Source organism: Aquabacterium sp. (genome assembly GCF_050725395.1).
Lineage (GTDB): Bacteria > Pseudomonadota > Gammaproteobacteria > Burkholderiales > Burkholderiaceae_C > Aquabacterium.
Window position 1 is genome coordinate 1 of sequence record NZ_JBOHHL010000018.1, and the last position, 25982, is coordinate 25982.

At 64.0% G+C, this 25982-nt stretch carries 24 protein-coding genes; 16 read left to right on the plus strand and 8 right to left on the minus strand.

Annotation, left to right across the window (positions count from 1 at the left end):
• Positions 1–21: 21 nt before the first annotated feature.
• The 9 genes from lepA (at position 22) to nagZ (ending at position 8216) form a co-directional block, all read left to right on the plus strand.
• The gene (gene lepA, locus ACREB4_RS12380; protein WP_431588531.1) at positions 22–1830 is read left to right on the plus strand and encodes a translation elongation factor 4; all 1809 of its coding nucleotides are present in this window, start codon (positions 22–24) and stop codon (positions 1828–1830) included.
• Positions 1830–2801 (plus strand): signal peptidase I, encoded by a 972-nt coding sequence (gene lepB / locus ACREB4_RS12385; protein ID WP_431588532.1) that lies wholly within the window; start codon positions 1830–1832, stop codon positions 2799–2801. The genes lepA and lepB overlap by 1 nt, the downstream gene beginning before the upstream one ends.
• Positions 2802–2818: 17 nt before the next feature.
• Positions 2819–3166: a DUF4845 domain-containing protein gene (locus tag ACREB4_RS12390; protein WP_431588533.1), complete on the plus strand. Its 348-nt coding sequence runs from the start codon at positions 2819–2821 to the stop codon at positions 3164–3166.
• Positions 3167–3197: 31 nt separating this feature from the next.
• Positions 3198–3989, plus strand: coding sequence for a ribonuclease III (gene rnc / locus ACREB4_RS12395; RefSeq protein WP_431588534.1), 792 nt, complete (start codon positions 3198–3200; stop codon positions 3987–3989).
• A gap of 139 nt (positions 3990–4128) precedes the next feature.
• Positions 4129–5088: a GTPase Era gene (gene era / locus ACREB4_RS12400; RefSeq protein ID WP_431588601.1), complete on the plus strand. Its 960-nt coding sequence runs from the start codon at positions 4129–4131 to the stop codon at positions 5086–5088.
• A 41-nt stretch (positions 5089–5129) separates the two neighbouring features.
• The gene (gene recO / locus ACREB4_RS12405) at positions 5130–5879 is read left to right on the plus strand and encodes a DNA repair protein RecO (RefSeq protein ID WP_431588535.1); all 750 of its coding nucleotides are present in this window, start codon (positions 5130–5132) and stop codon (positions 5877–5879) included.
• On the plus strand, positions 5876–6703 hold the full coding sequence (locus tag ACREB4_RS12410; protein WP_431588536.1) for a pyridoxine 5'-phosphate synthase: 828 nt from the start codon (positions 5876–5878) through the stop codon (positions 6701–6703). The genes recO and ACREB4_RS12410 overlap by 4 nt, the downstream gene beginning before the upstream one ends.
• Positions 6700–7104, plus strand: coding sequence for a holo-ACP synthase (acpS, locus tag ACREB4_RS12415; protein WP_431588537.1), 405 nt, complete (start codon positions 6700–6702; stop codon positions 7102–7104). Before ACREB4_RS12410 ends, acpS begins: the two co-directional genes overlap by 4 nt.
• Positions 7101–8216 carry a beta-N-acetylhexosaminidase gene (nagZ, locus tag ACREB4_RS12420; RefSeq protein ID WP_431588538.1) on the plus strand — a complete coding sequence of 372 codons (1116 nt, stop codon included), beginning with the start codon at positions 7101–7103 and terminating at the stop codon, positions 8214–8216. The genes acpS and nagZ overlap by 4 nt, the downstream gene beginning before the upstream one ends.
• Before the next feature lie 91 nt (positions 8217–8307).
• On the opposite strand, the gene ACREB4_RS12425 is transcribed toward nagZ, so the two are convergent.
• On the minus strand, positions 8308–11358 hold the full coding sequence (locus ACREB4_RS12425; RefSeq protein ID WP_431588539.1) for an Rne/Rng family ribonuclease: 3051 nt from the start codon (positions 11356–11358) through the stop codon (positions 8308–8310).
• 746 nt (positions 11359–12104) lie between these two features.
• Between ACREB4_RS12425 and ACREB4_RS12430 the strand changes: the two genes are divergently transcribed.
• From ACREB4_RS12430 to ACREB4_RS12445, 4 genes are read left to right on the plus strand one after another with little or no spacing between them, the layout of a single operon-like run.
• Positions 12105–13058 carry an RluA family pseudouridine synthase gene (locus ACREB4_RS12430; protein WP_431588602.1) on the plus strand — a complete coding sequence of 318 codons (954 nt, stop codon included), beginning with the start codon at positions 12105–12107 and terminating at the stop codon, positions 13056–13058.
• A 10-nt stretch (positions 13059–13068) separates the two neighbouring features.
• Complete coding sequence (locus ACREB4_RS12435) at positions 13069–13752, plus strand: HAD-IA family hydrolase (protein WP_431588540.1); 684 nt, start codon at positions 13069–13071, stop codon at positions 13750–13752.
• On the plus strand, positions 13745–14122 hold the full coding sequence (locus tag ACREB4_RS12440; protein ID WP_431588541.1) for a Rieske (2Fe-2S) protein: 378 nt from the start codon (positions 13745–13747) through the stop codon (positions 14120–14122). Before ACREB4_RS12435 ends, ACREB4_RS12440 begins: the two co-directional genes overlap by 8 nt.
• Positions 14123–14137: 15 nt before the next feature.
• Positions 14138–15094 (plus strand): S49 family peptidase, encoded by a 957-nt coding sequence (locus tag ACREB4_RS12445; RefSeq protein WP_431588542.1) that lies wholly within the window; start codon positions 14138–14140, stop codon positions 15092–15094.
• Positions 15095–15110: 16 nt separating this feature from the next.
• On the opposite strand, the gene ACREB4_RS12450 is transcribed toward ACREB4_RS12445, so the two are convergent.
• On the minus strand, positions 15111–15953 hold the full coding sequence (locus ACREB4_RS12450; RefSeq protein ID WP_431588543.1) for an HDOD domain-containing protein: 843 nt from the start codon (positions 15951–15953) through the stop codon (positions 15111–15113).
• A 71-nt stretch (positions 15954–16024) separates the two neighbouring features.
• Positions 16025–16606 (minus strand): chalcone isomerase family protein, encoded by a 582-nt coding sequence (locus ACREB4_RS12455; RefSeq protein ID WP_431588544.1) that lies wholly within the window; start codon positions 16604–16606, stop codon positions 16025–16027.
• Between the two features lie 204 nt (positions 16607–16810).
• Here ACREB4_RS12455 and ACREB4_RS12460 point away from each other — a divergent pair, with 204 nt between their 5' ends.
• A complete protein-coding gene (locus ACREB4_RS12460) occupies positions 16811–17575 on the plus strand; it encodes a type III pantothenate kinase (protein ID WP_431588545.1) in 765 nt (254 codons plus the stop codon).
• A gap of 20 nt (positions 17576–17595) precedes the next feature.
• Here ACREB4_RS12460 and hslU read toward each other — a convergent pair whose 3' ends face one another.
• The 5 genes from hslU to ACREB4_RS12485 all read right to left on the minus strand — a co-directional run bounded on the left by hslU (position 17596) and on the right by ACREB4_RS12485 (position 23328).
• Positions 17596–18927, minus strand: a complete 1332-nt coding sequence (gene hslU / locus ACREB4_RS12465; protein ID WP_431588546.1) for an ATP-dependent protease ATPase subunit HslU — start codon at positions 18925–18927, stop codon at positions 17596–17598.
• A 4-nt stretch (positions 18928–18931) separates the two neighbouring features.
• Positions 18932–19480, minus strand: coding sequence for an ATP-dependent protease subunit HslV (gene hslV, locus ACREB4_RS12470; protein ID WP_431588547.1), 549 nt, complete (start codon positions 19478–19480; stop codon positions 18932–18934).
• A gap of 44 nt (positions 19481–19524) precedes the next feature.
• On the minus strand, positions 19525–21333 hold the full coding sequence (locus ACREB4_RS12475; RefSeq protein WP_431588548.1) for an STAS domain-containing protein: 1809 nt from the start codon (positions 21331–21333) through the stop codon (positions 19525–19527).
• Between the two features lie 48 nt (positions 21334–21381).
• The gene (dksA, locus tag ACREB4_RS12480; protein WP_431588549.1) at positions 21382–21855 is read right to left on the minus strand and encodes an RNA polymerase-binding protein DksA; all 474 of its coding nucleotides are present in this window, start codon (positions 21853–21855) and stop codon (positions 21382–21384) included.
• Between the two features lie 435 nt (positions 21856–22290).
• Positions 22291–23328, minus strand: coding sequence for a CobW family GTP-binding protein (locus ACREB4_RS12485; protein ID WP_431588550.1), 1038 nt, complete (start codon positions 23326–23328; stop codon positions 22291–22293).
• A 104-nt stretch (positions 23329–23432) separates the two neighbouring features.
• Here ACREB4_RS12485 and ACREB4_RS12490 point away from each other — a divergent pair, with 104 nt between their 5' ends.
• Both ACREB4_RS12490 and lnt read left to right on the plus strand, forming a co-directional pair.
• A complete protein-coding gene (locus ACREB4_RS12490; protein ID WP_431588551.1) occupies positions 23433–24335 on the plus strand; it encodes an HlyC/CorC family transporter in 903 nt (300 codons plus the stop codon).
• A 2-nt stretch (positions 24336–24337) separates the two neighbouring features.
• Positions 24338–25939 (plus strand): apolipoprotein N-acyltransferase, encoded by a 1602-nt coding sequence (gene lnt / locus ACREB4_RS12495; protein ID WP_431588552.1) that lies wholly within the window; start codon positions 24338–24340, stop codon positions 25937–25939.
• The last annotated feature ends 43 nt before the right edge of the window (positions 25940–25982 follow it).

A 25982-nucleotide genomic window follows, 5' to 3' on the forward strand; every position in this document is an offset into this window, starting at 1 on the left:
ATTTCGACGTGCCTTTTTTTTATGAACCACATCCGTAATTTCTCCATCATTGCCCACATCGACCATGGCAAATCCACCCTGGCCGATCGCATCATTCAGCTGTGTGGAGGACTGAGCGACCGTGAGATGGAAGCCCAGGTGCTCGACTCGATGGACATCGAGAAAGAGCGTGGCATCACCATCAAGGCGCAGACCGCCGCCTTGTCTTACAAGGCCCGCGATGGCAAGGTCTACAACCTCAACCTGATCGACACGCCCGGCCATGTCGACTTCTCTTACGAGGTCAGCCGCTCGCTGTCGGCCTGCGAAGGCGCGCTGCTGGTGGTCGATGCCAGCCAGGGTGTCGAGGCGCAAACGGTGGCCAACTGCTACACCGCGCTCGACCTGGGCGTCACCGTCATCCCGGTCCTCAACAAGATGGACCTGCCGCAATCGGATCCCGACCGCGCCAAGGAAGAGATCGAGGACGTCATCGGCATCGATGCCACCGACGCCATCCCTTGCTCGGCCAAGACGGGCATGGGCGTTGAAGACATCCTCGAGTCCGTGGTCGCCCGCATGCCGCCGCCGCAAGGCAACGCCGATGGCCCGCTGCGCGCCATGATCGTCGACTCGTGGTTCGACAACTATGTGGGCGTGGTCATGCTGGTGCGCGTGGTCGACGGCGAGTTGCGCAAGAACGAACGCATTCGCCTGATGGCGGCCAATGCCGTGTACCCCGCCGAACACCTGGGCGTCTTCACGCCCAAGTCCGTTGACCGCGCCTCGCTCAAGGCCGGCGAAGTGGGCTTCGTGATCTGCGGCATCAAGGAACTGCAAAACGCCAAGGTGGGCGACACCATCACGGTGGAAAAGAAGCTGCCCAACAATGCGGGCCCGGCCACCGAAGCGCTGCCTGGCTTCAAAGAGATCCAGCCGCAGGTGTTCGCCGGGCTCTACCCGACCGAGGCCAGCGAGTACGACCAGTTGCGTGATGCGCTCGAAAAGCTCAAGCTCAACGATTCGTCGCTGCGCTACGAGCCCGAGGTGTCGCAAGCGCTGGGCTTTGGCTTCCGCTGCGGCTTCCTGGGCTTGCTGCACATGGAGATCGTGCAGGAGCGCCTGGAGCGCGAGTTCGACCAGGACCTGATCACGACCGCGCCCAGCGTGGTCTACGAGGTGGAGCTGAACGACGGCACCATCGTCGAGGTCGAGAACCCCTCCAAGATGCCCGAACTGGGCCGCATCAAGGAGATCCGCGAGCCCATCGTCACGATGCATCTGTACATGCCGCAAGACTACGTCGGCGTGGTGATGACCTTGGCCAACCAAAAACGCGGCGTGCAACTCAACATGGCCTACCACGGCCGCCAGGTCATGCTCACGTATGAGATGCCGCTGGCCGAGATCGTGCTCGACTTCTTCGACAAGCTCAAGAGCGTGTCGCGCGGCTATGCCTCGATGGACTACGACTTCAAGGAGTACCGCGCTTCCGACGTGGTCAAGGTCGACATCCTGATCAACGGCGACCGGGTCGATGCCCTGTCGATCATCGTGCACCGCGCGCAAAGCCAGTTCCGCGGACGCGGCGTGGCCGCCAAGATGCGCGAACAGATTCCCCGCCAGATGTACGACGTGGCCATCCAGGCGGCCATCGGCGCCAACATCATTGCGCGGGAGAACATCAAGGCATTGCGCAAGAACGTGCTGGCAAAATGCTACGGCGGCGACATCAGCCGCAAGCGCAAGCTGCTCGAAAAACAAAAGGCCGGTAAAAAACGCATGAAGCAGATCGGCTCCGTCGAAGTGCCTCAAGAAGCGTTCCTGGCCATCCTTCAAGTGGACGATTGATGAGTTTTCTCACCGGTATTCTCTATGGCGCCCTGGCCATCTACCTGGGCGGTTGGTACGTCGGGCAGTGGCAGGGCAATTTCTCCTTCCTGCTGTTCGTGATGTCGGTCGTGACCTTGCTGTACTGGCTGGCCGAACGCTTCAAGTTCCAGCCCGAGCGAGAAGCCGCCGCCGCCAACCTGGTCACGCAAGACGAAACCCGCCGGGCCGAACTGGCGCGGCAGGGCATTGCCCAGGTCGATGGCAACGTCACCGAGGCCAAGGAGCGCCTGTTGATGCAGCCCTGGTGGCTGGACTGGACGGCGGGCCTGTTCCCGGTGATCGTGGTCGTGTTCCTGATGCGCTCTTTCCTGTTCGAGCCCTTCAAGATCCCCTCGGGTTCCATGGTGCCGACTTTGCTGGTGGGCGACCTGATCCTGGTCAACAAGTTCCACTACGGCATCCGCCTGCCGGTGATCAACAAGAAGATCATCGCGAACCATGAGCCACAGCGTGGCGATGTCATGGTCTTCCGCTACCCCGTCAATCCGCGCCTGGACTACATCAAGCGCGTGGTGGGCCTGCCGGGTGACACCATCGCCTACGTCAACAAGCGCCTGACCATCAATGGCACGCCCATCGAGCAGACGCCCCTGGCCGAGTTCTATGACCAGGACAGCCTGCGGTATTCGCTGCAATACTCCGAGAACCTGAGTGGCGTGAGTCACCGGATCCTGGTGGACAAGGACCGTCCCCCCTATATTCCGCCACAGGCCATTGAAGACCATCCGTTCAAGGAAAACTGCAGCTACAGTGGCGAAGGCGTGGTCTGCAAGGTACCGCCCGGCCACTATTTCATGATGGGCGACAACCGCGACAATTCGCAGGATTCCCGCTTCTGGGGCTTCGTGCCCGACGAAAACATCGTCGGCAAGGCCTTCGTGGTGTGGATGAATTTCAGCAGTTTGAAGCGCATCGGCTTTTTCCAATGATTCGTGTGGGGGACAACATGAAACGTTCGCAGTCGGGCATCACGCTGATCGGCTTGCTGTTTTGGGCGGTGATTCTTTGCAGCATCGCCTTGGTCGTCATGAAGGTGGTTCCCGCTGTCATGGAGTACCAGACCATCCAGAAGATGGTGACCACGGCGGCAGGTGCGGGCACCACGGTCCCTGAAATCCGCGCGGCTTTCGACCGTGACAAGGCCGTTCAGTACAACGTCGAGTCCATCAGCTCCCGGGACCTTGAAATCACCAAGGAAAACGACAAGGTGGTGGTCAAGTTCGCCTACGACAAGGAAATCGAGCTGATCGAGCCTGTCTACCTGCTGATCAAGTTCAGCGGCCGATCCAAGTGATGGTGATCGGGTTCGATCGTTTGGAACGCTGATGTCCCGACCCACGATGCCCACGGCGGCGGCCGCGCCGCTGAAGGCTTTGCAGCAGCGCCTCGGGCATGAATTCAAGGATCCGGGACTGTTGGCGCGGGCCTTGACCCACAAAAGTCTCGGCCAGGATCATTACGAACGCCTTGAGTTCCTGGGCGATGCAGTCCTGAACCTGGCGGTCTCCAGCATGTTGTACGCCCGCTTCGACCGAAGCGATGAAGGCGACCTGACCCGCGTTCGCGCCCACCTGGTCCGCCAGGACATGCTGCACAAATTGGCCTTGGGCCTGGACTTGCCCGCCGTCATGCGGATGAGCGAAGGCGAGTCCCGGGGCGGCGGCGCCTTGAGGCCCTCTATCCTGGCCGACGCGCTCGAGGCCGTGATCGGGGCCGTCTACCTGGACGCTGGATTCGAAGCGGCCTGCGCCTGGGTGCTTCGCCTGTTCGAACCCGTGATGGCCGAGACCACCTTGGAAGTCTGGAGCAAGGACGCCAAAACGGCCTTGCAGGAATGGCTTCAAGGTCGCAAGATGGCCGTGCCTGTCTACCGTGTGGAGGCCACGCGGGGCAAGGCGCACGAGCAGGTGTTCGTGGTGGCCTGCGATCTGCAGGACCTGGGGCTGTCTGTGCAAGGTGAAGGCTTGTCCAAGCGTGCCGCCGAGCAGGTGGCCGCCCAGCTGGCCTTGTTGAAGGTGCAGCAGCTGCCCCAGGCCGCATCGCAGGGCGCTGAACCGCCATCTTCTCTGTCCAAAGTCCCATCGAAAAAGCGCACGGTGGGCGCCAAACGTTCTTGATTGATTGCTTCAAACCATGCCCGATACCCCTTCGTCACCAGATGACACCTCGCCTGAGGCACCCGCCCAGGCCCCAACAACCGCCCCCGTGGTGGATGCGTTGAACCCGTCACTGGACGACATGCTGGCTGGATTGGCCATGGCCAAGACCGGCGGCAGCAAGGCGGGCGTGTCCGCGGCCAACCAGCGCTGCGGCCTCATCGCCATCATCGGCCGGCCCAATGTGGGCAAGTCGACCTTGCTCAATGCACTCGTCGGGCAGAAGGTGTCGATCACTTCCCGCAAGGCGCAGACCACGCGCCACCGCATCACCGGCATCCACACGGACGACACCACCCAGTTCGTGTTCGTGGACACGCCGGGCTTTCAGACCCGCCACACCGTCAAGGGCACGGCCGCGCTGAACCGCAACCTGAACAAGACCGTGCAGGCCACCTTGGCCGACGTGGACGTGGTGCTGTTCCTGGTCGAGGCCGGCCGTTTCGGGCTGGACGATGCCAAGGTGCTGGCCTTGTGCCCGAAGGACAAGCCCGTCTTCCTGGTGGCCAACAAGCTCGACCTGGTGCACCGCCGCGCCGATGTCCTGCCCTGGCTGCAGACCATGCAAGAGCGCCACCCTTTTGCCGAGTTCGTGCCGCTGTCGGCGCAAAGCCAGGACGACACGCGTCGCTTGATGAACATCGTCAGGCCCTATTTGCCGCAACAACCCTGGTGGTACGACCAGGATGCCCTGACCGACCGCACCGACCGTTTCCTGGCCAGCGAGATCGTGCGCGAAAAGCTGTTCCGCCTGACCGGCGACGAGCTGCCGTACACCTCCACGGTGGTGATCGACACTTACACCGACGAACCGCCGCTGGCCAACCACCCCCGGGCCACCGGGATCATCCGGATCGCCGCCACCATCGTGGTCGAGCGCGAGACCCACAAGGGCATCGTCATCGGCGACAAGGGCGAGCGCCTCAAGCGCATCGGCATGGAAGCGCGCACCGAGCTGGAGCACCTGCTGGGCCGCAAGGTCTTCCTCGAGATTTGGGTGAAAGTCCGCTCTGGCTGGGCCGACGATGACGCCCGTTTGCGCACCTACGGCTACGAGTAAGTGTGGCCCGCGCGGCATCCCGACCACCCAGTGCGGCGTTCGTGCTGCACACCCACGACTGGAGCGAGTCCAGCCTGATCCTGGACTTGTTCACGCGCGACCAGGGGCGGGTGGTGGCCGTGGCCAAGGGGGCCAAGCGGCCTTATTCCCAGTTGCGCCCGGTGCTGATGCCTTTTCAGCGCCTGCATGTCAGCTTCGGGGCCAAGCGTTCCGAGGAAACCGAGGTCTGGCTTTTGCGCCAGGCGGAATGGGCGGGTGGTCCGGCTTGGCCGGGCGGCGCGGCCCTGCTGCCGGGCTTCTACCTGAACGAGTTGCTGATGCGGCTGCTGGCCCGCCACGACCCGCACCCCGGGGTGTTCGACGCCTATGCGCAGACACTCCTCGCGCTGGCCGATCCCCAGCTCTTGCAGGCCGCCTTGCGCGGTTTCGAGTTGGCGTTGTTGCGCCAGTTGGGGCACTTGCCCGACCTGGCTCAAGTGACGGTCGATGGGCGGCCCGTGGAGCCTGGCCAGGCGTATGAATTGCACCCGGAGTGGGGTGTGTCGCGCGCCCGGTCGCACGACGACGTCGTGGGGGTGGATGGTGGTGTCTTGCGTCAGCTGGAAGCGGCCTTGTCGGGCGAAGGCGAGGGCGGGCGTACGATCGGGGTGCCGGCCATGGCGCCCTTGATGGCCGCCTGCATCCCTGCCTTGAGTGAGCTCAAATCGGTGTTGCGCGCCGCGCTTCACTATCATCTCGGATCCCACCTGCTGCGCACCCGCCAGCTCATGATGGAGCTTCAACAGGCATGACTTTTTCCGCCTCGCACCTGACCACGCACGATGCGCCCTTGCTGGGCGTGAACATCGACCATGTCGCCACGGTTCGCAATGCCCGTGGCGGTCGTTTCCCGGACCCGGTGGCCGCGGCGCAATGGGCGGTCGAGGGCGGGGCCGACATCATCACCTTCCACCTTCGCGAAGACCGCCGCCACATCCGTGACGAAGACGTCGTGCGCCTGAAGGCCAGCATCGGGGCGCCCCTGAATTTCGAAGCGGCGGTGACTGAGGAGATGCTGGGCATCATCGAGCGCACCCGCCCCGAGCACGTTTGCCTCGTGCCTGAGCGGCGCCAGGAGGTCACCACGGAAGGCGGTCTGGACGTGCTGGGACAGCTGCCCCGTGTGACGGACGCCTGCGTCCGCCTGGCGGCCATTGGTGCGCGGGTGTCCCTGTTCATCGGCGCCGATCCCGCGCAAATCGAAGCGGTGGCGCAAGCGGGGGCGCCTTGCGTGGAACTTCACACCGGTGCCCTGGCCAACGCCTGGTGGGCGGGTGATCGGCTGGCCATGCAGGCCGAGTTGCAGCGCCTGCAAGCAGGCTTGAAGCTGGCACGCAGCCTGGGCTTGCGCACGCATGCGGGCCATGGCCTGGCCTTGAGCGAAAGCTGGGTGGCCATCCCCGACGTCATGCAGCCCGCGTCGAGCAGCACGGCCCTGGTGGCCGCCTTGCCCGACATCACCGAACTGCACATCGGCCATGCCTTGATCGGCCAGGCGGTCTTTGTCGGGTTGAAGCAGGCCATCGCCGATTTCAAGGCGGAGGCGGTGCGGGCACGCCAGGCGGTCGCGGCATGATCGTCGGCATTGGCACCGACCTGTGCGACATCCGCCGCATCCAGGAGGCGCTTCAGCGGCGCGGCGAACGCTTTGCCGAGAAAGTGCTGGGCCCGCAAGAAATCGTCGTCTACCGCCAGCGCCAGGCGCGCGTGGCGGTGCGCGGCCTGCGTTACCTGGCCACCCGCTTCGCCGCCAAAGAGGCCTTTTCCAAGGCCATTGGCCTGGGCATCCACTGGCCCATGACCTGGCGCTCCTGCGAGATCCTCAACCAGTCCAGCGGCCGCCCCCACATCGTGCTCAATGGCGAACTGGCCGACTGGTTCGCCCAGAAAAAATGGCAGGCCCATGTCACGGTCACCGATGAGGTGGACCATGCCTTGGCCTTCGTTGTCATCGAAACCCAACCCGACCACCCATGAGCCCAACGCCCCATTCCGTCCAGGCCAATGCCGACTCCGACATCATCCATGCACCCGTGGTGCTGGACATCGAAGGCCTGAGCCTCAATGCCGATGACCGGCGCCGCCTGCAGCATCCGCTCACTGGCGGCCTGATCCTGTTTGCCCGCAACTGGGCCAGCCGCGTGCAGCTCACGGCCTTGTGCGCCGAGATCAAGGAGTTGCGCCCCGACGTGCTGATCTGCGTGGACCACGAAGGCGGGCGCGTGCAGCGCTTCAAGACCGATGGCTTCACACATGTGCCGCCCATGCGCCGCCTGGGTGACCTGTGGCTGAACGATGGCAAGGGCGGCGAGGGCAGTGGCGCCATGGCCGCCACCGATGCAGCGACGGCCTGCGGCTATGTGCTGGCCAGCGAGTTGCGAGCTTGTGGCGTTGACCTGACCTTCACGCCCGTGCTGGACCTGGACTTCGGCGAAAGCAGCGTGATCGGCGACCGGGCTTTCCACCGCGACCCGCGCGTGGTGTCGGTGCTGGCCAAGAGTGTGATGCACGGCCTGCTGCTGGCGGGCATGGCCAACTGCGGCAAGCACTTCCCGGGGCACGGCTTTGTCAAGGCCGATTCGCACGTGGACGTGCCGGTGGATCGCCGCAGCCTCAAAGCCATCCTGGCCGACGATGCCAAGCCCTATGAGTGGCTGAGCACCTCGCTGACCAGCGTGATGCCGGCCCATGTGATCTACCCCAAGGTGGACGAGATGCCGGCTGGTTTTTCCCAACGCTGGTTGCAGGACATCCTGCGCGAGAAGCTGGGCTTCACGGGCGCGATTTTCAGCGATGACCTCAGCATGGAGGGCGCCACCGTGGCCGGCAACCACACCCAGGGTGCCGTGGCTGCGCTCAACGCCGGTTGCGATCTGGTGCTGCTGTGCAACCAGTCGCTCCAGGGCGGACGGGCCGTCGATGACCTGCTGGATGGCTTGCAACTGGCGCATGCGCACGAGCTCTGGCAGCCCAGCGCCGACAGTGAAGCCCGTCGTCTGGACCTCTTGCCCCAGACCGCGCCCTTGACCTGGGATGAATTGATGCACCACGCGCCATATCACCAGGCGCTGGCCCGTTTGCCGGGCTAGTCCCGGATCGTTGTTTCGCCGAGGCATGAAAAAGGCGCCATCCCCGTTCGGGGATGGCGCCTTTCAGTTGATGCCGGTGATCAGTGCTTGATCAGCGGGCCGCCGACTCGAAGGGCAGCTTGATCTGGCTGAGGTCCTTGCGGGTCTCGACCAGCACCAGCGGGCCTTCGTCGGCGATCACCACGGGGGGGCGCTCACGCGGCACATGCACGGGCTTGGGTTCGCGTGCAATGGCTTCGCGGATGGCGTTCACCTTGTCGACGTCCGAGTTCACCCACTGCAGACCGGCGCCTTGCGCGATCGCATTGAGGTCGCTCAGGGGCAAGACAAAGGCCTCGGCCACCGGGGCAGCGGTCGGCGCCACAAAGGCAACCTGGGCTGCCGCCACAGCGGGCGCTGCCGCAGGCTCAGGCGTGTGGATGGCCTCCACCGGGGCCACGGCCAGTGCCGTGGGAGGCGTTTCCTCCACAGGCTCGAAAGCGGTGACTTCGGGAGTTGCTGCCACATTGCTTGGCGCCAGGCTGAACGGCCCCACGTCGGCGGATGGCGAAGGCAGGCTCAAGGTCAAGCCCGGCTGAGGTGCGGGTTCGATGGCCGTGGTGGGGGCCTCGTCCTCACCGGCGGGGCGGTCACGACGTTCACCACGGCGACCGCGGTCACGGCCACGGCCACGGCGGCGGCCATCGGCGTTTTCACCCTCGGCACCTTCGCGTTCGCCCTCAGGGCTTTCTGCGCGGGCGGACTCGTCTTGTAGGCGAGGAGCTTCCGTGTCGCCGGCCTCGACGGCCTGTTCGGCGGTCTGGCCTTCGGTGTTCAGCGCGGCGTCGTCGCGCTCGCCACGGCCACGGCCTCCACGGCGACGGCGGCGTGCGCCTTCGCGCTCGCCCGTGCCTTCGGCCGGTGCGTCGGTACCGACGGGGATGGTGTCGACAAAGGCGTTCTCTGGCACATCGACCGCCACGGCGTCGCGGGCAGGGCGATCTTGACGATCACCGCGGCCACGGCCACCACGGCCTCCACGACCACCAGCACCTTCAGGACGGGCTTCGTCGGAAGGGCGGGCAGCTTCACCGCGGGCGTTCAGCTCGCTGGTGATTTCAGTGGCGGCGACGCGGTCTTCGCGTGAACCACGGCCACGGCCACCACGGCCACCTTCGCGAGGCTCGCGGCTTTCAGCCGCGGGACGGTCCTCACGCGGGGGGCGCTCGCCGCGGTCGGCGCGTTCACCACGGCCACCACGCTCGGCACGTTCGCCGGTGCGCTCACCGCCACGGCCTTGGCCATCGCGACGGCCGCCACGGCCCTTGTTGCCACCGCGGGCACCCTTGCCATCGTCCTTGGCGGTGTCCTTCGGGGCTTCCACGGTGGGCTTGACCTCGGGCGCAGGCGTGAAGGCCGGGGCGCTCGAGAACAGGCTCTTGAGCCAGCCGAAGAACCCACCCGTGGACGGCACAGGTGCCGCCACGGGCTTGGGCGCGGCCACCACGGGGGCGGCGGCTGCTTCCAGCGCGGGTTCGTTCTTGGGCGGGGCCACGGGCGCAGGCTGATCGGGCAACACGCCCTTGATGATCGGCTCCTGCTTGGGCTTGCTCTTTTCACGGCGAGTGATGCCGACTTCGTCCTCGGGCTCCTCGATCATCGAGTAGCTGGTCTGGATGTTTTCCAGGCGTGGGTCGTCGTGGCGCAGGCGCTCCAGCTTGTAGTTCGGCGTTTCGATGTGCTTGTTGGGGATCAACAGCACGGTCACGCGTTGCTTCAGCTCGATCTTGGTGATCTCGGTGCGCTTTTCGTTCAACAGGAACGAGGTCACTTCGACCGGCACTTGCACGTGCACGGCGGACGTGCCGTCCTTCATCGATTCTTCTTGGATGATGCGCAAGATCTGCAGCGCCGACGATTCGGTGTCGCGGATGTGGCCGGTGCCGTTGCAACGTGGGCAGGTGATGTGCGAGCCTTCGCTCAAGGCGGGGCGCAGGCGTTGGCGCGACATTTCCAGCAGGCCGAACTTGCTGATGGCGGCCAGCTGCACGCGGGCGCGGTCGAAGCGCAGGGCGTCGCGCAGTCGGGTCTCGACTTCGCGGCGGTTTTTCGACTCTTCCATGTCGATGAAGTCGACGACGATCAGGCCACCCAGGTCGCGCAAGCGCATCTGGCGGGCGATTTCATCGGCGGCTTCCAGGTTGGTGCGGAAGGCGGTTTCCTCGATGTCGCTGCCACGGGTGGCGCGCGCCGAGTTCACGTCCACCGACACCAGCGCTTCGGTGTGGTCGATCACGATGGCGCCGCCGGAAGGCAGGTTCACCGTGCGGCTGAAGGCCGTTTCGATCTGGTGTTCGATCTGGAAACGCGAGAACAGCGGGGCATCGTCACGGTAGCGCTTCACGCGGTTGGCCGTGTCGGGCATGACGTGCAGCATGAACTGCTTGGCCTGCTCGTAGATGTCGTCCGTGTCGATCAGGATTTCGCCGATGTCGGAGGTGAAGTAATCGCGGATGGCGCGGATCACCAGCGACGATTCCTGGTAAATCAGGAAGGCGCCCTTGCCCGTGCCGGAGGCCTCGTCGATGGCCGTCCACAGCTTGAGCATGTAGTTCAGGTCCCACTGCAGCTCGGCGGCTGAGCGGCCGATGCCGGCGGTGCGGGCGATCAGGCTCATACCCTTGGGGTATTCGAGCTGGTCCATCGCCTCTTTGAGCTCTTCGCGGTCATCGCCCTCGATGCGGCGGCTGACGCCACCACCACGCGGGTTGTTGGGCATCAGCACCAGGTAGCGGCCGGCCAGCGACACGAAAGTGGTCAGGGCCGCGCCCTTGTTGCCGCGTTCTTCTTTTTCGACCTGGACGAGCAACTCTTGCCCTTCCTTGATCGCGTCTTGAATTCGGGCGGAACGGACGTCGACGCCCTCGCGGAAATATTGGCGTGAGATTTCCTTGAAGGGCAGGAAACCGTGGCGCTCTTCGCCGTAATCGACGAAACAGGCTTCGAGCGAAGGCTCGACGCGGGTCACAACGGCCTTGTAGATGTTGCCCTTGCGCTGCTCGCGACCCTCGATTTCGGTTTCAAAGTCGAGGAGTTTTTGTCCGTCGACGATGGCCAGGCGGCGCTCTTCAGGCTGCGTGGCATTGATCAGCATGCGTTTCATGTGAACTCCAGTCCAAGCGAGGCCGGCCCTGGATGGCACCAGGCAGACCTCGATTCACCACCGACCAGGGTCGGCGGCAACCTTCATGCACGAGTCAACGCAGAAAGAACCGAGAAGGAATTGCCGTGGCTGGTGACCTGGAAAGGTCAGTGCAGCAGGGGCGCATGCGCGGGTGACATGGCACGAGCCCCTGGCGAACATCCCGGGTTGTCGGGACCGCTGTACAGCAAGTCCTCGTCAATCCAGGGCATCGGGCAGGGGGAGGGCGAATCGGGCCGTATTGTCCAAAGGCGCGCACAAACACCCGCGCCACATTCCGTTGTGCGGAACATGGCCAGGTGTGGGGCGGCAATGGAAACGTGCAGGATAGGCCGGGACATTCGTGCGGTCACTCGACGCGGACACCAGCGATGAGTCTGGCGTCCAAAAAAACCTTGAGTCGTGGTTCGTTCGACATTGGCTCTGACACACGCGGCGACCCGGCAAGACCACACCTTGGGTGGTTTTCTCCGGGACGCAGCACGAGTTGCATCACCATCAAATTGGCGGGACTCCCCGCCGGGCCACGTCTGGGTGAATGCAAAGCGGTCTCAAAAGGTAAACTCTCGCTTGGCTTCACCAAAGCGTGCGACTGCCAATTAACAATCACAACACTTCATCACGTGGCTCAGCCCATTATAGGTGCGAAATCCGCATCTCACAGTCCAAAAAAGCCAGTGAATTCAAGCACTTCGACCCCTGCTGCGGTGCAGCGCTTGACCATCGATGAAGGCGGCGCCGGGCAGCGCCTCGACAATTTCCTGATCAAGGTGCTCAAAGGTGCACCCAAAACCCTGGTGTACAGAATCATCCGCAGTGGCGAGGTGCGGGTGAACAAAGGCCGGGCCTCGGCCGACACGCGTCTGAACCTGGGCGACGAAGTGCGCGTCCCGCCGCTGCGCCTGTCCGAGAAATCAGAGGAAACGGCCGCGGCCATACCCGCCAAGGAATTCCCCATATTGTTTGAGGACGAGCACGTGCTGGCCATCAACAAACCCGCCGGCGTGGCCGTGCACGGGGGCAGCGGGGTGAGTTTCGGCGTGATTGAACAATTGCGCCGCGCACGCCCCCAATCCAAGTTTCTGGAATTGGTCCACCGGCTGGACAAGGAAACCTCCGGCATATTGCTGATCGCCAAAAAGCGCAGCGCTTTGACCACACTTCAAGACCATTTCCGGGAACGCAGGGTTCAAAAAACCTATGCAGCATTGGTGATCGGCGCCTGGCCGGATCAGAAAAAGGTCATCGACGTGGCCTTGCACAAATTCTTGACGGCCGACGGCGAGCGCCGTGTCAAGGCCGTGGCCGACGACAACGACGATGGTCGACGCTCCATTTCGCTGGTCAAGGTGGTGAAGCATTACGCCGCCTTCAGCCTGCTGGACGTCACCATCAAAACCGGGCGGACGCACCAGATCCGCGTTCACCTGCTCAGCGAAGGCCACCCCATCGTGGGCGACGACAAATACGGCGATTTCGCCCTGAACAAATCCATCGCCAGGGGATCTGCGGTGCAGGGCGTGCGTTTCGAGCGCATGTTCTTGCACGCCCGCTATCTGCGCTTGCCGCACCCGTCCACCGGCGAGGACCTGACCTTGCAGGCGCCTTTGCCGGACGACTGCGAATCCCTGTTGACCGCGTTGACGACAGCGCCCAAATAAAGTGCCACACATGGATTCATCCGACGCTTCTTCCTTCCGTCCACGCCAGTTCGACCTGATCGTTTTCGACTGGGATGGCACGCTCTACGATTCGACGGCGCTGATCGTCCGCTGCATCCAGGCGGCCTGCGCCGACCTGCAGCTGCCCATCCCGTCGCGGGTGGACGCGGCCTACGTGATCGGCCTCGGACTGCACGATGCCCTGGCACACGTGGCGCCCACCTTGCCCAAAGAGCGGGTGCCCGAATTGGGCATGCGTTATCGCCATCATTACTTCCAGCGCTCGCACGAGCTCAGCCTGTTCGAAGGTTCACTGGACTTGTTGTCGGCGCTCAAATCCCGCCACCACTGGTTGGCCGTGGCCACGGGCAAAACGCGCGCGGGCCTCAACGAAGCGCTGGAAAACGTCGCCCTTCGTGGCGTGTTCGATGCCACCCGCACCGCCGACGAGACCCAGTCCAAACCGCATCCCCTGATGCTGCAGGAGCTGATGGCCGAGTTCGGCATCAGCCCCGAGCGCACCTTGATGATCGGCGACACCACGCACGATCTGCAATTGGCGGTCAACGCGGGCACCCATTCCGTGGCCGTGAGCTATGGCGCGCATGAACCTGCCGCTTTCGCGAACTACCCGACCCGTTTCGTGGCCCACTCCGTGGCCGAGTTGCGGCAGTGGTTGACGCAACATGCCTGAGTTGACCAAAGAGCCCCAGTTCCTGTGCGGGTCATCAGCGCTTGAGGAAGTCGGCGATGCCGTGGTTTTCGAGGTGCTGGAGTGGGGGCGCAGCGCCTCGGCCTTCGCCGTGCGCTACGACAACGAGGTGGTGGCCTACCTGAACCAATGTGCCCACGTGCCCACGCAAATGGACTGGCAGCCCGGCAAGTTCTGGGACCAGGACAAGCGCTTCATCATCTGCGCCATCCATGGTGCCGTGTACCACCCGCCCAATGGCCTGTGCGTGGGGGGGCCCTGCACCGGTAAACGCCTGGTGAAGGTCGAGGTGCAGGAGCGTGACCAGCAGGTGTATTGGTATCCTAGCGACCGCATCCAGCCTATTTTCTAAGAGAGTGTCTTGCCCATGAGCGCAGCCGATCCGTCTTCGTCTTCCGTCGCTGCCGCCCAGCAGGGCATGCTGGAGGAGTTCGCCCGGGCCTATTTGCGGCAGCAACGCCGCGAGCAACGCTGGCGCTGGTTCTGGCGCACGGTGTGGGTCCTGATCGCGATCTGCGTGGTGTGGGGCACGGCGCACAACATGCCTTCGTCCTCGGCCCCATCGGCACCCCACACGGCCCTGGTCGAGGTGCGTGGCGAAATCGGTGGCGACACCGACGCCAACGCCGACAACCTGACCACCGCTTTGCGCAGCGCCTTCGAGGACTCTGGCGCCCAGGCCGTGGTCATCCGCCTCAATTCGCCCGGGGGCAGTCCGGTCCAGGCCGGTCTGGTCAACGACGAGATCCGCCGCCTGAAGGCCTTGCACAAGAAGAAGGTCTATGCCGTGTGCGAAGAGATGTGCGCCTCGGCCGCCTACTACATCGCCGTGGGGGCCGACGAGATCTACGTGGACAAGGCTTCCATGGTCGGCTCCATCGGCGTGTTGATGGATGGCTTCGGTTTCGTGGGCATCATGGACAAGGCGGGCGTGGAGCGCCGCCTGCTGACCGCGGGCGCCAACAAGGGCATGCTCGATCCTTATTCGGCGCGCAACCCGCAGCACGAGGCCTTTGCACAAGCCATGCTCGACCAGATCCACCAGCAGTTCATCGCGGTGGTGCGCCAGGGACGCGGCAAGCGCCTGCAGGAAACACCCGAGACTTTCTCGGGCTTGTTCTGGAACGGGCAAGAGGCCGTGAAGCTGGGCCTGGCCGATCACCTGGGCAGCCTGGACATCCTGGCCCGTGATGTCATCAAGGCCGAAGACATCATCGACTACACGCTGAAGGAAAACCTGGCGGAACGCCTGGCCAAGCGCTTTGGCGCGGCTTTGGGCGGTGGCGTGGTGCACGCCATGCGAAGCTCGGTGTCGATCCGCTGAGGCCCGTTGGGGCGGCTCAGGTGTCGATTTCCATGATCTTGCGGCGCGCTGATTCTTCCGACAACGTCAGCAACTGAGCGACGTCGGCGATGTCGTCGGGCAGGGCGGCCTGGGCGTGCGGGTCGTCCCAACCATACTGGGTGTGGCGCGCGATGCGAACGGCCAGCAGCACCGTCTTCACACGGGGGTGGTCCGCGTGGCGGTCGTCGGTGTTCTTGATGAGCAACTCGGGCAGTTGCCAGGCTTCCATCAAGGCGTGGGCCAGGTCGGCCAGTTCCACGCCGAGCACCTCCTGCTGAACATCGGCCGAGCGCAGCGTGTGGTCGGCTTTCTGGCGTTGAGCCATGGTCAAGGCCAGGGCGGGCGCGTGGCACCACAGCAGCATCTCGGCGAAATCGTGCAGCAGGGCTGCCTCCTGGATCATGTCGGCGTCTTCGTCCTGCCGGTGGCTGGCAAAGCTGATGGCCAGGTGGGCCGCCCGGCGGGCCCGCTTGATGACCTTGAGCAAGCCGCTGAGCGCGTCAGGATGGTCCTTCAGCCACTCCATGACCGAGATCACCGATTCATTGGCGCGGAAGAAAGGGCCGATGCCCTGCATCAGGATGGCCGAGGTGAGCGTTTCCGGCGAGTTGACATGACGCCGGTGGCAGTCCTGCGACACCTGCATCAGCACCTTGAGCGTCATCAGGGGATCGCCGCCGAGGTTCTGCGACAGCATGTGCGCATCGACATTGCCCCGGGTTTCTTCCATCAGGCGCATCTCGGCCAACTCGGCGACGGAGGCCGGCAAGATGGGGATCGCAGCGTTGGTGAACACCGCAACCCAGTCATCGAGCGTGGGCAAGGGTTGGTCGATCATGATGGGTCTGCCTGTTGGATGCAGATGTCAGCTTATCGACATTCCGCCTGAATGTTTCAAGACGTATCAACTCATTTGCCGCCCAGCAACGCGTGTTTCAGGTCATTGTCCACGGGTTTGTTGCCCAGCCAGATGCGCAGGACGGCCTGTTGGAAGTCGTCGCCGGTGATCTCGGGACCCTTCTTTTTGCCATCGACGAGCACATGGGTGCCTTCTCCTGGCACAAAGTCGATGTGGATGACCGTGCCTTTTTTCACCTCGCCGAAGTTCACCATCATGGCCTTGATCTCGTCGAGCTTGGCTTGGAACTTGGCCTGGTCGGCGGCACTGTTGTTGGCCTTGAAACCCTTGACCGTGGCCTCGGCGAAGTCCTCGCCGGTCAAGTCGCGCAACAAGACGATTTCCATGCTTTTGGGGCCTGCCTGGCCCACCAGCGTCGTGGCATTGGCATCGGGCTTGACCACGTAGAGGCCGGCCGCGTAGACATCAACGATCACCTTGACGCGGACCCCGGCACCATTGAGTTGCAGCGTCTGGCTGCCGATCTGGTAGGTGTCGGGGAACTTGACCCCCTTGACCTCGGTGGCGGCCAGGGCCGGAAGGGCGAGGGTGGCGGCTGCGGCCAGCAGCCATGCGCGTGCAAATTGCTTCATTGGTTTCTCCTGATGCTGCTTGAAGGGCATTTGGCGTGCCTGCCCCATTGAAGGTGCCCTTGTAGCAAGACTATGACTTCGAATGTGTGTCTGCCATGCATTTGGTGATGCGGTGCTGCGTTGCAGCAACGGTCGAGGCCGCATCCTGCAGGCAGAATCGGGCCTCACCTCATCGTTCGGTTGGTTTGTTCGCGAGATAGATGCATGTCGTTTCTGGTCATCGATATTGGCAACACCCGGCTCAAGTGGGGTTTGTATTCGCAAGGCACGTCCGGCGCTGACCTTCAGGCGCATGGCGCAGTGGTCCTCGAAGACATCGACCACCTCTGGGTGCAGGAGTGGCAGAGCTTCGCCGCCCCCGAGGCGATGCTGGGCTGCGTGGTGGCCGGCGACGCGATCAAGCGGCGTGTCGAGGAGCAACTGGCCAATTGGGGCGTGAAACCCCGGTGGGTGGTGTCTTCCACGCGTGCTTCGGGCGTGGTCAATGGCTACGAGCACCCTGCGCGCCTGGGGGCTGACCGCTGGGCGGCCATCATCGGGGCGCGGCAGCGTGCCTTGAGCGCCTCGTCAACTGCGCCGCCACCCGTTCTTGCGGTGATGGTGGGCACGGCGGTCACGGTGGACGCCGTGGACGTGCAGGGGCGCTTTCTGGGTGGCCTGATCCTGCCAGGCTTCGGCTTGATGTACCGCGCGCTTGAAAGCGGCACGGCGGGCTTGAAAGTGCCCACGGGTGAGGTCCACGACTTCCCGACCAACACCAGCGATGCCCTGATGAGCGGCGGCACTGATGCCATCGCCGGGGCCATCGAGCGCAGCCTGCGGCGCCTGCGCCAGCACACCGGGCAGGCGCCCTTGCTGGTCATGTCGGGCGGAGCCGTGTCCCGCCTGTCGCACGTGACCGAGTTGCCCGCCCAGGTGGTGGAAAACCTGATCTTCGAAGGCCTGCTGGCCTTGGCCGCCCAGGCCTGACGATCAGGCTTTGACGCGGCTCACAGGATGAACCGCGACAGGTCTTCGTTGCGCGACAGCTCGCCAAGGCGGGCATCGACCTGGGCCGCGTCGATGGTTCGGGTCTGGCCGGCCAGGGCCGGCGCATCGAAAGAGATCTCGTCCAGCAGGCGCTCCATCACCGTGGCCAGGCGGCGCGCGCCGATGTTCTCGGTGCGCTCATTCACGTCGTGGGCAATCTGCGCCAGCCGGCGGATGCTGTCCGGCGTGAATTCCAGCGTGAGGTCCTCGGCCGCCAGCAGGGCTTGATACTGCTTGATCAGGCTGGCACTGGGTTGGGTGAGGATGGCCTCGAAGTCATCGACCGACAGGGACGACAACTCCACGCGGATCGGAAAACGGCCCTGCAGTTCCGGGATCAGGTCGCTGGGTTTGCTCAGGTGGAAGGCACCCGACGCGATGAACAGGATGTGGTCGGTCTTGACCATGCCGTACTTGGTGTTGACGGTGGTGCCTTCGACCAGGGGCAGCAGGTCGCGCTGCACACCCTGCCGCGACACCTCGGCGCCATGGCCCTCCGAGCGGCTGGCCACCTTGTCGATCTCATCGATGAAGACGATGCCGTTTTGTTCGGCCCGTTCGAGTGCGCGCGTCTTGATGTCATCGTCGTTGACCAGTTTGGCCGCTTCTTCCTCGATCAACTGAACGCGGGCCTCGGCCACGGTCACCTTGCGCGATTTCTTGCGTTGGCCACCGGCCTGCGCGAACATGCCGCGCAGCTGCTCGGCCATCTCTTCCATGCCGGCCGGTCCCATGATCTCGAGCGCGGGTGTTTTCTGGTCGACCAGTTCGACCTCGATCTCGCGGTCGTCGAGCGAGCCTTCGCGCAGGCGCTTGCGCATGACCTGGCGGGCGGTGTTGTCCGGCGGCGGTGCGGAAATGCCGAACTCGGAGCGGGGTGGTGGCACCAGCACGTCCAGGATGCGGTCTTCGGCGGCGTCTTCGGCGCGCACCCGCTGCGACTGCATCTGCAGCGCGCGTTCCTGCTTGACGGCGAACTCCACGAGGTCGCGGATGATGGTGTCGACGTCCTTGCCCACGTAACCCACCTCGGTGAACTTGGTGGCTTCGACCTTGATGAATGGCGCATCGGCCAGCTTGGCCAGGCGGCGCGCGATCTCGGTCTTGCCCACGCCGGTCGGGCCGATCATGAGGATGTTCTTGGGCGTGATCTCGGCGCGCATGCCGCCTTCCACCTGCTGGCGGCGCCAGCGGTTGCGAAGCGCGATGGCCACGGCACGCTTGGCCTCTTTCTGGCCGACGATGTGGCGGTCGAGTTCGTGGACGATGTCTTGTGGGGTCATGGCGCTCATGGCGTCATCCAAGGGTTTCAATGGTGTGGCTCTGGTTGGTGTAGATGCAGATGTCGCCCGCGATTTCCAGGGATTTCTTGACCACGTCGGAGGCGCTCAACTCGGTGTGGGCGACCAGGGCGCGGGCCGCCGCCTGGGCATAGGCGCCACCTGAGCCAATGGCCACGATGCCGTGTTCGGGCTCGAGCACGTCGCCGTTGCCGGTGATGATCAGCGATGACTCTCGGTCGGCCACGGCCAGCATGGCTTCCAGGCGGCGCAGCACGCGGTCGGTGCGCCAGTCGCGGGTCAGCTCCACGGCCGCGCGTGCCAGGTGACCTTGGTGCTTTTCCAGCTTGGATTCGAAGCGCTCGAACAAGGTGAAGGCGTCGGCCGTGGCGCCCGCGAAACCTGCGAGCACCTGGTCGCGGTAGAGCTTGCGCACCTTGCGTGCCGAGGCCTTGACGATGATGTGTCCCAGCGTGACTTGGCCGTCGCCCCCGATGGCGACTTGCCAACCAGACGGGGTTTGACGGCGCACGCTGACGATGGTGGTGCCGTGATAGGAGTCCATGGAATTCTTCAAGTAAGCGTCCGGGCCCTGGAGGGGCTGGGGCATTAGATCAGCTGCAGCTTGACCTTGGCGTGCTCATTGATTCCCATGGCGCCAAAGAACAGCGCCACGAGCCGGTGAGGCTTGACGAAGGTGACCTCACGGTCTTCAGCTCGGCGTGCGAGCACCCAGTTCAGCAGGTCGCCAGCCGCGATGAAATCCACCCGCAGCAGGTGTTCGCAATCGATGTCGAGCGTGATGCTCGCGCCTAGCTGGTTGTCCAGCTTGCGCAGGGTCTCGCTGATGTCGCCGATCAATTGCCCGGACAGGTTCAAGGCGGCCACCTGCACGAACTCGATGTCGTCGTGCAGCTGGGATTCGACAAAGCTGGTGGTCACGTCGCTGACGTGCGACAGCGTCATGGTGTGGGGCGTGAGGCCATCGCGCATGTGGCGAACCTGGCAGGCCGAGGGCTCCCAGGACGGTGGCGACAGCTCGTAGGTCACGCAATACTCGATCGCGACCTCGTCGAACTGGTCAGGCCGGTTGCACAGGCGCAAGGTGTCCAGGCGCAGCATCCAGTAGGCGGGGTCCACGTCGCGGGCGCCGGATGGGGCGTTCTCCGAGAGGATGGTGAGCAACTGATCGACACCGATCCACGCCATGCCGATGGGCTCTTTCGCCCAGGACTTCATCAACTGGCTGAGTTGGGCGGCGCCTTCGGGGGCCACTTTTTCGACGCTGCTCCAGTCCATGGTCCATGGCCGGGGTAACTGCAGGATTTCATAGCGCAGTTGTGCCACGGCTTCGGAGTCGATCACCGCGGGCGACACCCAGCCTGCCAGGGCGCTGGCCTGTTGCGGCGTGCTTTCTTGACCGGGCTCGGTGGCTGGGCCGTCTTCCTCAGGGGCTTCTTCCCGCGCGGCCTGGGCGGCTTGCTGCTCGCTGATCAGCACAAAGGCTTTCACACGTTGCGGGAGCGAATACCAATGGGGGGCTGACAGCCCGAACTGGTGGGCAAACGCGGTGGCCAATTGGTCGAACTTCTGGGGCAGGTCCAACGCCCGGTACAGGTCGAACACCGCCATCCACGTTTCGGATTGCTGGTGGCGTGATCCGCCTGGTGCAATGAGGGCCAGCAAGGCGCGTTCGCACTCGTCGAAATCGGCGTTCGCAAAGGCGATCACAGCTTCGTCGAGCTCGGGGTCGTGCTCCATTTCAGTGATGTCGACGCCACCGTCCGTGGAAAAACCAGCGGGTGACAGCGAATCGTGGAGCATGGGCGGCGGCGGGGAGCCACTCATGCGCGGCTGGTTCGCCCGGGCGGAATCGAAGACCGCTTGCGAAATTTCAGGGGGATCGAAATCCAGCGCGCTCAACTCGGGGCGGGCATGCGCCGCCTTAGTTTCCGGTTTGCCCAGGGGATTGGGTGCCGTGGGCGCATAAGCTGCCGCCGCATCCAACGGCAAGGGTGGTGGGCGCTGTGCCACGGGCGCTGCCTGGGCCGCTTGCCGGGCGGCGTTCTGGTCGCCGACCATTTGCTGCTCGATGGCATCGATCTTGGCTTTGACCGCGATGTCCGATTTGGGGCCACTGTGCGGGCGCGATTCGGAGTCGAGGTTGGAGGCGCCGGACAGGGCGAGGGCATTGTCCTGGCTGAGGCCCTCACGGCGGATCTTGCGCAGCATGTCGAGTTCGCGCTTGCGCACGAAGTCGTTGCGCCGCTTGCGCTCGATCATCGCCTTGATTTCGGTCTTGGCGTATTCACTTTCAGGGGACCCGGCCGTCGGGGCGTCCAGCTGCGTCCAATCCGTGGTTGGATTGGCGACGAAGCGGGCCACCTTGCGCAAAAAACCGCCGGAGTCCTTGCTCATGATCGCAGGCCGTGATGAGGCATAGAGGGTAGGGTGCGCAACAGCAGCTCAGTCCCCGAACATCTTTTGCTTGAGTTCCCGGCGCTGCTGGGCCTCCAGCGACAGGGTGGCGGTGGGGCGGGCGATCAGCCGACCCAGGCCGATGGGCTCGCCGGTTTCGTCGCAGTAGCCGTATTCGCCGGAATCCAGGCGGGTCAGGGCCTGGGAAATCTTCTTGAGCAGCTTGCGTTCGCGGTCGCGGGTGCGCAATTCAAGGGCGTGCTCTTCCTCGATCGTGGCGCGGTCGGCCGGATCGGGGACGATGGAGGTGTCTTCACGCAGGTGCTCGGTGGTCTCGCCGGCGTTGGACAGCAGGTCGTCCTTCAGCACGGTCAGGCGACCGCGGAAGAAGTCCAACTGCTTTTCATTCATGTACTCGCTCTCGGGCATGGCCATCAGCTCGGGCTCGGAGAGGTCCCGGCCGGCTTTGGTTTTCCACGCGTTGGCGAGTTTGGCGTCAACCTTGGTTGCGGTAGTAGGCATGTGATCTGGGGTACTGATTTTGGACGGTGATCTTGCCGGGGCCGGAATTTTGGCCGATACGGCAGCTTCGGCTGCTTTGGGAGAAGCTTGAGCGGTGGTAGACGGTGGGGCCGATGGGGCAGTGGCCGCCGTGCTGGTCTTCTTGGGGGCTGAAGGTTCTTTCTTGGCGGCGACGGGCTTGCTGGCGGCGGCGGTTTTGACCGGCGTGTCCTTGACCGCCTTGGCCGTTTTGGCGGGGGCGGCAGCGCTCGATTTGGTCGAGGGCTTGTCAGTTGCTTTCGTCACGGGATCCTCCTAAGAGACGCATGGCCAGCTGTGAGCTCCATCGCCTTGGTTGTGCTGCTTTTGGCAATCAGGGCAAGAATGAAGGCGCGCGGATTGTAACGAGGCTCCTAGCTCAACTTCACCAGACTATCCCTCGGCCCTGCCCACCCTTCATGCCAGACACTGTTCGAGGCCTGTGCGGAACAGGTCTTGGGGCAGGTCGATGCCGATGAAGACCATTTTGCTGGTTTTGTCTTCTCCGGGTGACCATTTCGGGCCGACGTCGCTGCCCATCAACTGGTGAACACCCTGGAAAATCACCTTGCGGTCCATGCCCACGACATTCAAGACGCCTTTATAGCGCAGCATGCGCGGCCCATAAATCTGCACCATGGACCCGAGGAAATCTTCCAGCTTGCTGGGGTTGAACGGGCGGGTGGACTTGAAGACGAAGGATTTCACATCGTCGTCGTGCTTGTGGTGGTGCGGGTGGTTGCAGTGCTCGTCGTGCACGTGGTCATGATCATGGTGGTGATCGTGGTCGTGGGCGTCGTTCGTCAGGAAGCTGGGGTCGATTTCCAGCTTGGCGTTCAGGTTGAAGCCGCGCAGGTCGAACACATTGCCCAGGGGGACCTCGCCGAAATGCACCCGTTGCTGGGGTGCGCGGGGGTTGATGTGCTTGAGGCGGTGGGCCAGGTCATCGGCCTCGGGGGCGGAGACGAGGTCGGTCTTGCTGATGAAGATCTGGTCGGCGAAACCCACCTGTCGCTGGGCTTCCTGGCGCTGGTCGAGCTGGGTCTGGCCATGTTTGGCGTCCACGAGGGTGACGATGGCGTCCAGCAGGTAAATCTCGGCGATCTCGTCGTCCATGAAGAAGGTCTGGGCGACGGGGCCTGGGTCGGCCAGGCCGGTGGTCTCGATGACCACACGGTCGAACTTCAGGCTGCCGTCGCGCTTCTTGGCGGCGAGGTCGGTCAGGGTGGCGCGCAGGTCTTCCCGGATGGTGCAGCAGATGCAGCCATTGTTCATCTGGATGATCTGCTCCTTGGTGTCGGCCACCAGGATGTCGTTGTCGATGTTTTCTTCACCGAATTCGTTTTCGATGACGGCGATCTTCTGGCCGTGTGCTTCGGTCAGGACGCGCTTGAGCAGGGTGGTTTTACCGCTGCCCAAGAAACCCGTAAGGATGGTGACTGGTATCAAGCTCATCCAGAGAGTGTAGCCCCGGCCGCCCAGGCTTTGAAGGTGTGGGGTTGCACAATCGCCATCTTCATCGGGTATTCTTGCAACATCGCCACCAAGACACCCCTGCCGTGTCCGAACCTTCCCAGAGCCGGTCTTCCAAGGCCGACAAATCTTCCCTCGTGCCCCATGACCACGACAGAGAGCGCCGCAGCCTCTTCGAGCGTCTGGTCGAATTCATCGCGCCCGGGCCCGACTCCACCGACGAATTGATCGAATCCCTGGCCACGGCGGAGCAGCGCGAGCTGATCGAGCCCGAATCTCGGGTGATGCTGGAGGGTGTGATCCGCATGGCGGGCATGTCCGCCGGCGACGTGATGGTGGCGGTCAAGCGCATGGATCTGTTGGACATCAACGCGCCTTACGAAGAATTGCTGCACCAGGTCATCGACGCCGGGCATTCGCGTTTCCCGGTGTTCGACGACAGCCGGGAAAACATCATTGGCATTCTGATGACCAAGGACCTGCTGAAACTGCAGCGCGCCCCCGAACTCAATCTGCGCACCTTGCTGCGCCCGCCGGTGTTCGTGCCGGAGTCCAAGGGGCTCAACGAACTGTTGCGGGATTTCCGCGCCAACCGCAGCCACATGGCCATCGTGATCGACGAGTTCGGCAAAACCGCTGGCCTGATCACCATCGAGGACGTGCTGGAAGAAATCGTCGGCGAGATCGAAGATGAATTCGACGTGGGCGAAAGCGACAACGGCATCTTCACCCTGGCCGATGGCAGCCAGCGCGTGGCCGGGGACGCCGACATCGAGGCCGTGAACGAGGCCTTCGGCATCCACCTGCCCATGGACGATTTCGACACCATCGGGGGCTTCGTGGCCCATGAACTGGGTCGGGTTCCCCGTCGCGGCGAGGCGGTCGAGGTGGCGGGCCTGAGGTTTTCGGTCATGCTGGCGCGAGGCGGTGCGGTGCGCTGGTTCAAGGTCACGCGTGCGCCCGATTCGCTTGAGATGAGCGCGTCCTGAGGATGGAGGCGACCTTGGGTGGTGCCCGGTCCTCCGAGCCGGGCGGTTTGCCCATGGGGTGGGCCTGGCTGGCGTCGATGCTGGCAGGGGCTTTGCTGGCCGGGGCGTTTTCGCCATGGGTCGCTGACCTGGGGCGTGGCTGGCCGGCCGTGCTGCTGTCATTGGCCGTGGCCGGCTTCGTGGGCCTTCTTCGTCGGCTGCGGTCGGCTTCCGTGGCCGCCCAGTGTGGCGTTCTGTTCGGCACGGTCTGGCTGGTGAGCGGCACGGGCTGGATGTTCGTCAGCCTGCACCGCTTTGGCGGCTTGCCAGCCTGGCTCGCCGGCCTGGCGGTGTTGCTGCTGTGCGCGGCCCTGTCGGGTTTCATGGCGTTGGTGGCTGCGGGCTGGGTACGGTGGCGGCGGGGTACTCCCCTGGCCGACAGTGTGCTGTTGGCGGCCTTGTGGTTCCTGGCCGAATGGGCCCGGGGTTTCATCTTCACCGGATTTCCTTGGGCCGCCAGTGGCTACGCGCTGGTGGATTCACCGCTGGCGGCGCTGGCGCCCTGGATTGGCGTCTATGCCTTGGGGGCGGTTCTGACGCTGGCCGTGTCCTGGCTGGTGTTGTCGTGCTTCCAGCCGCGGTCCTGGCGCACCGCGTTGGCTGCGGCGGCGGGCCTCGTGGCCGGCGCCACCTGGTTGTCAGGATCCCCGAACAATGTCTTCACGCGGACGCATGGCGCGCCTTTGTCGGTGACCTTGCTGCAGGGCAACATTCCCCAGGACGAAAAATTTGCCCAGTCGCATTTGCGCGACCAGTTGATCTGGCACGCCAGGCAATTGGCGGCCGCCCGAACCGACCTCGTGGTGGCGCCCGAAACGGCGATTCCCTTGTTGCCCCTGCAGTTGCCCGAAGGCTATTGGGCCGATCTGACCAGCCCCTTCCAGTCGGGTTCCCGGGCTGCCCTGATCGGTGTGCCTCTGGGCGATTTTGATGCTGGTTACACCAACTCCGTGGTGGGCCTGTCCTCGGCCACCAAGGCCTTGCCGGATGGCTTCTACCGCTACAACAAGCACCACCTGGTCCCTTTCGGAGAGTTCATCCCCTTGGGCTTCCACTGGTTCGTGCAGATGATGAACATGCCCCTGGGTGACTTCACCCGCGGACCACGCGCGGCGCCTTCCTTCGGTGTCAAGGACCAATGGGTGGCGCCCACCATCTGCTACGAAGACTTGTTCGGTGAAGAGCTGGCCCGGCGGTTCGTTCAGCCTGGGCAGCCCGCGCCGACGCTGTTCGCCAACGTCAGCAACCTGGCCTGGTTCGGCGACACGGTGGCGATCTACCAGCATTTGCAGATCGCGCGGATGCGCTCGCTGGAGTTCCAGTTGCCCACCATCCGGGCCACCAACACCGGGGCCACGGTCGTGATCGATCACCAAGGCAAGGTGGTCGCGTCGCAGCCCACCAACACGCGCGGCGCCTTGGTGACATCGGTGCAGGGCCGCGTCGGCAACACGCCATATGCCGAGTGGGCAGGGCGCTTTGACCTGTGGCCGCTGGTGGCCTTGGCGGTCATCGCGGTGATGACCTTGAAGCGTCGTTCGCGGGGTTCTTCCGCGAGTCTTTAGAATCGGGCCTTCGCGTCATTGCTTGACGCTCATCCCACCCACC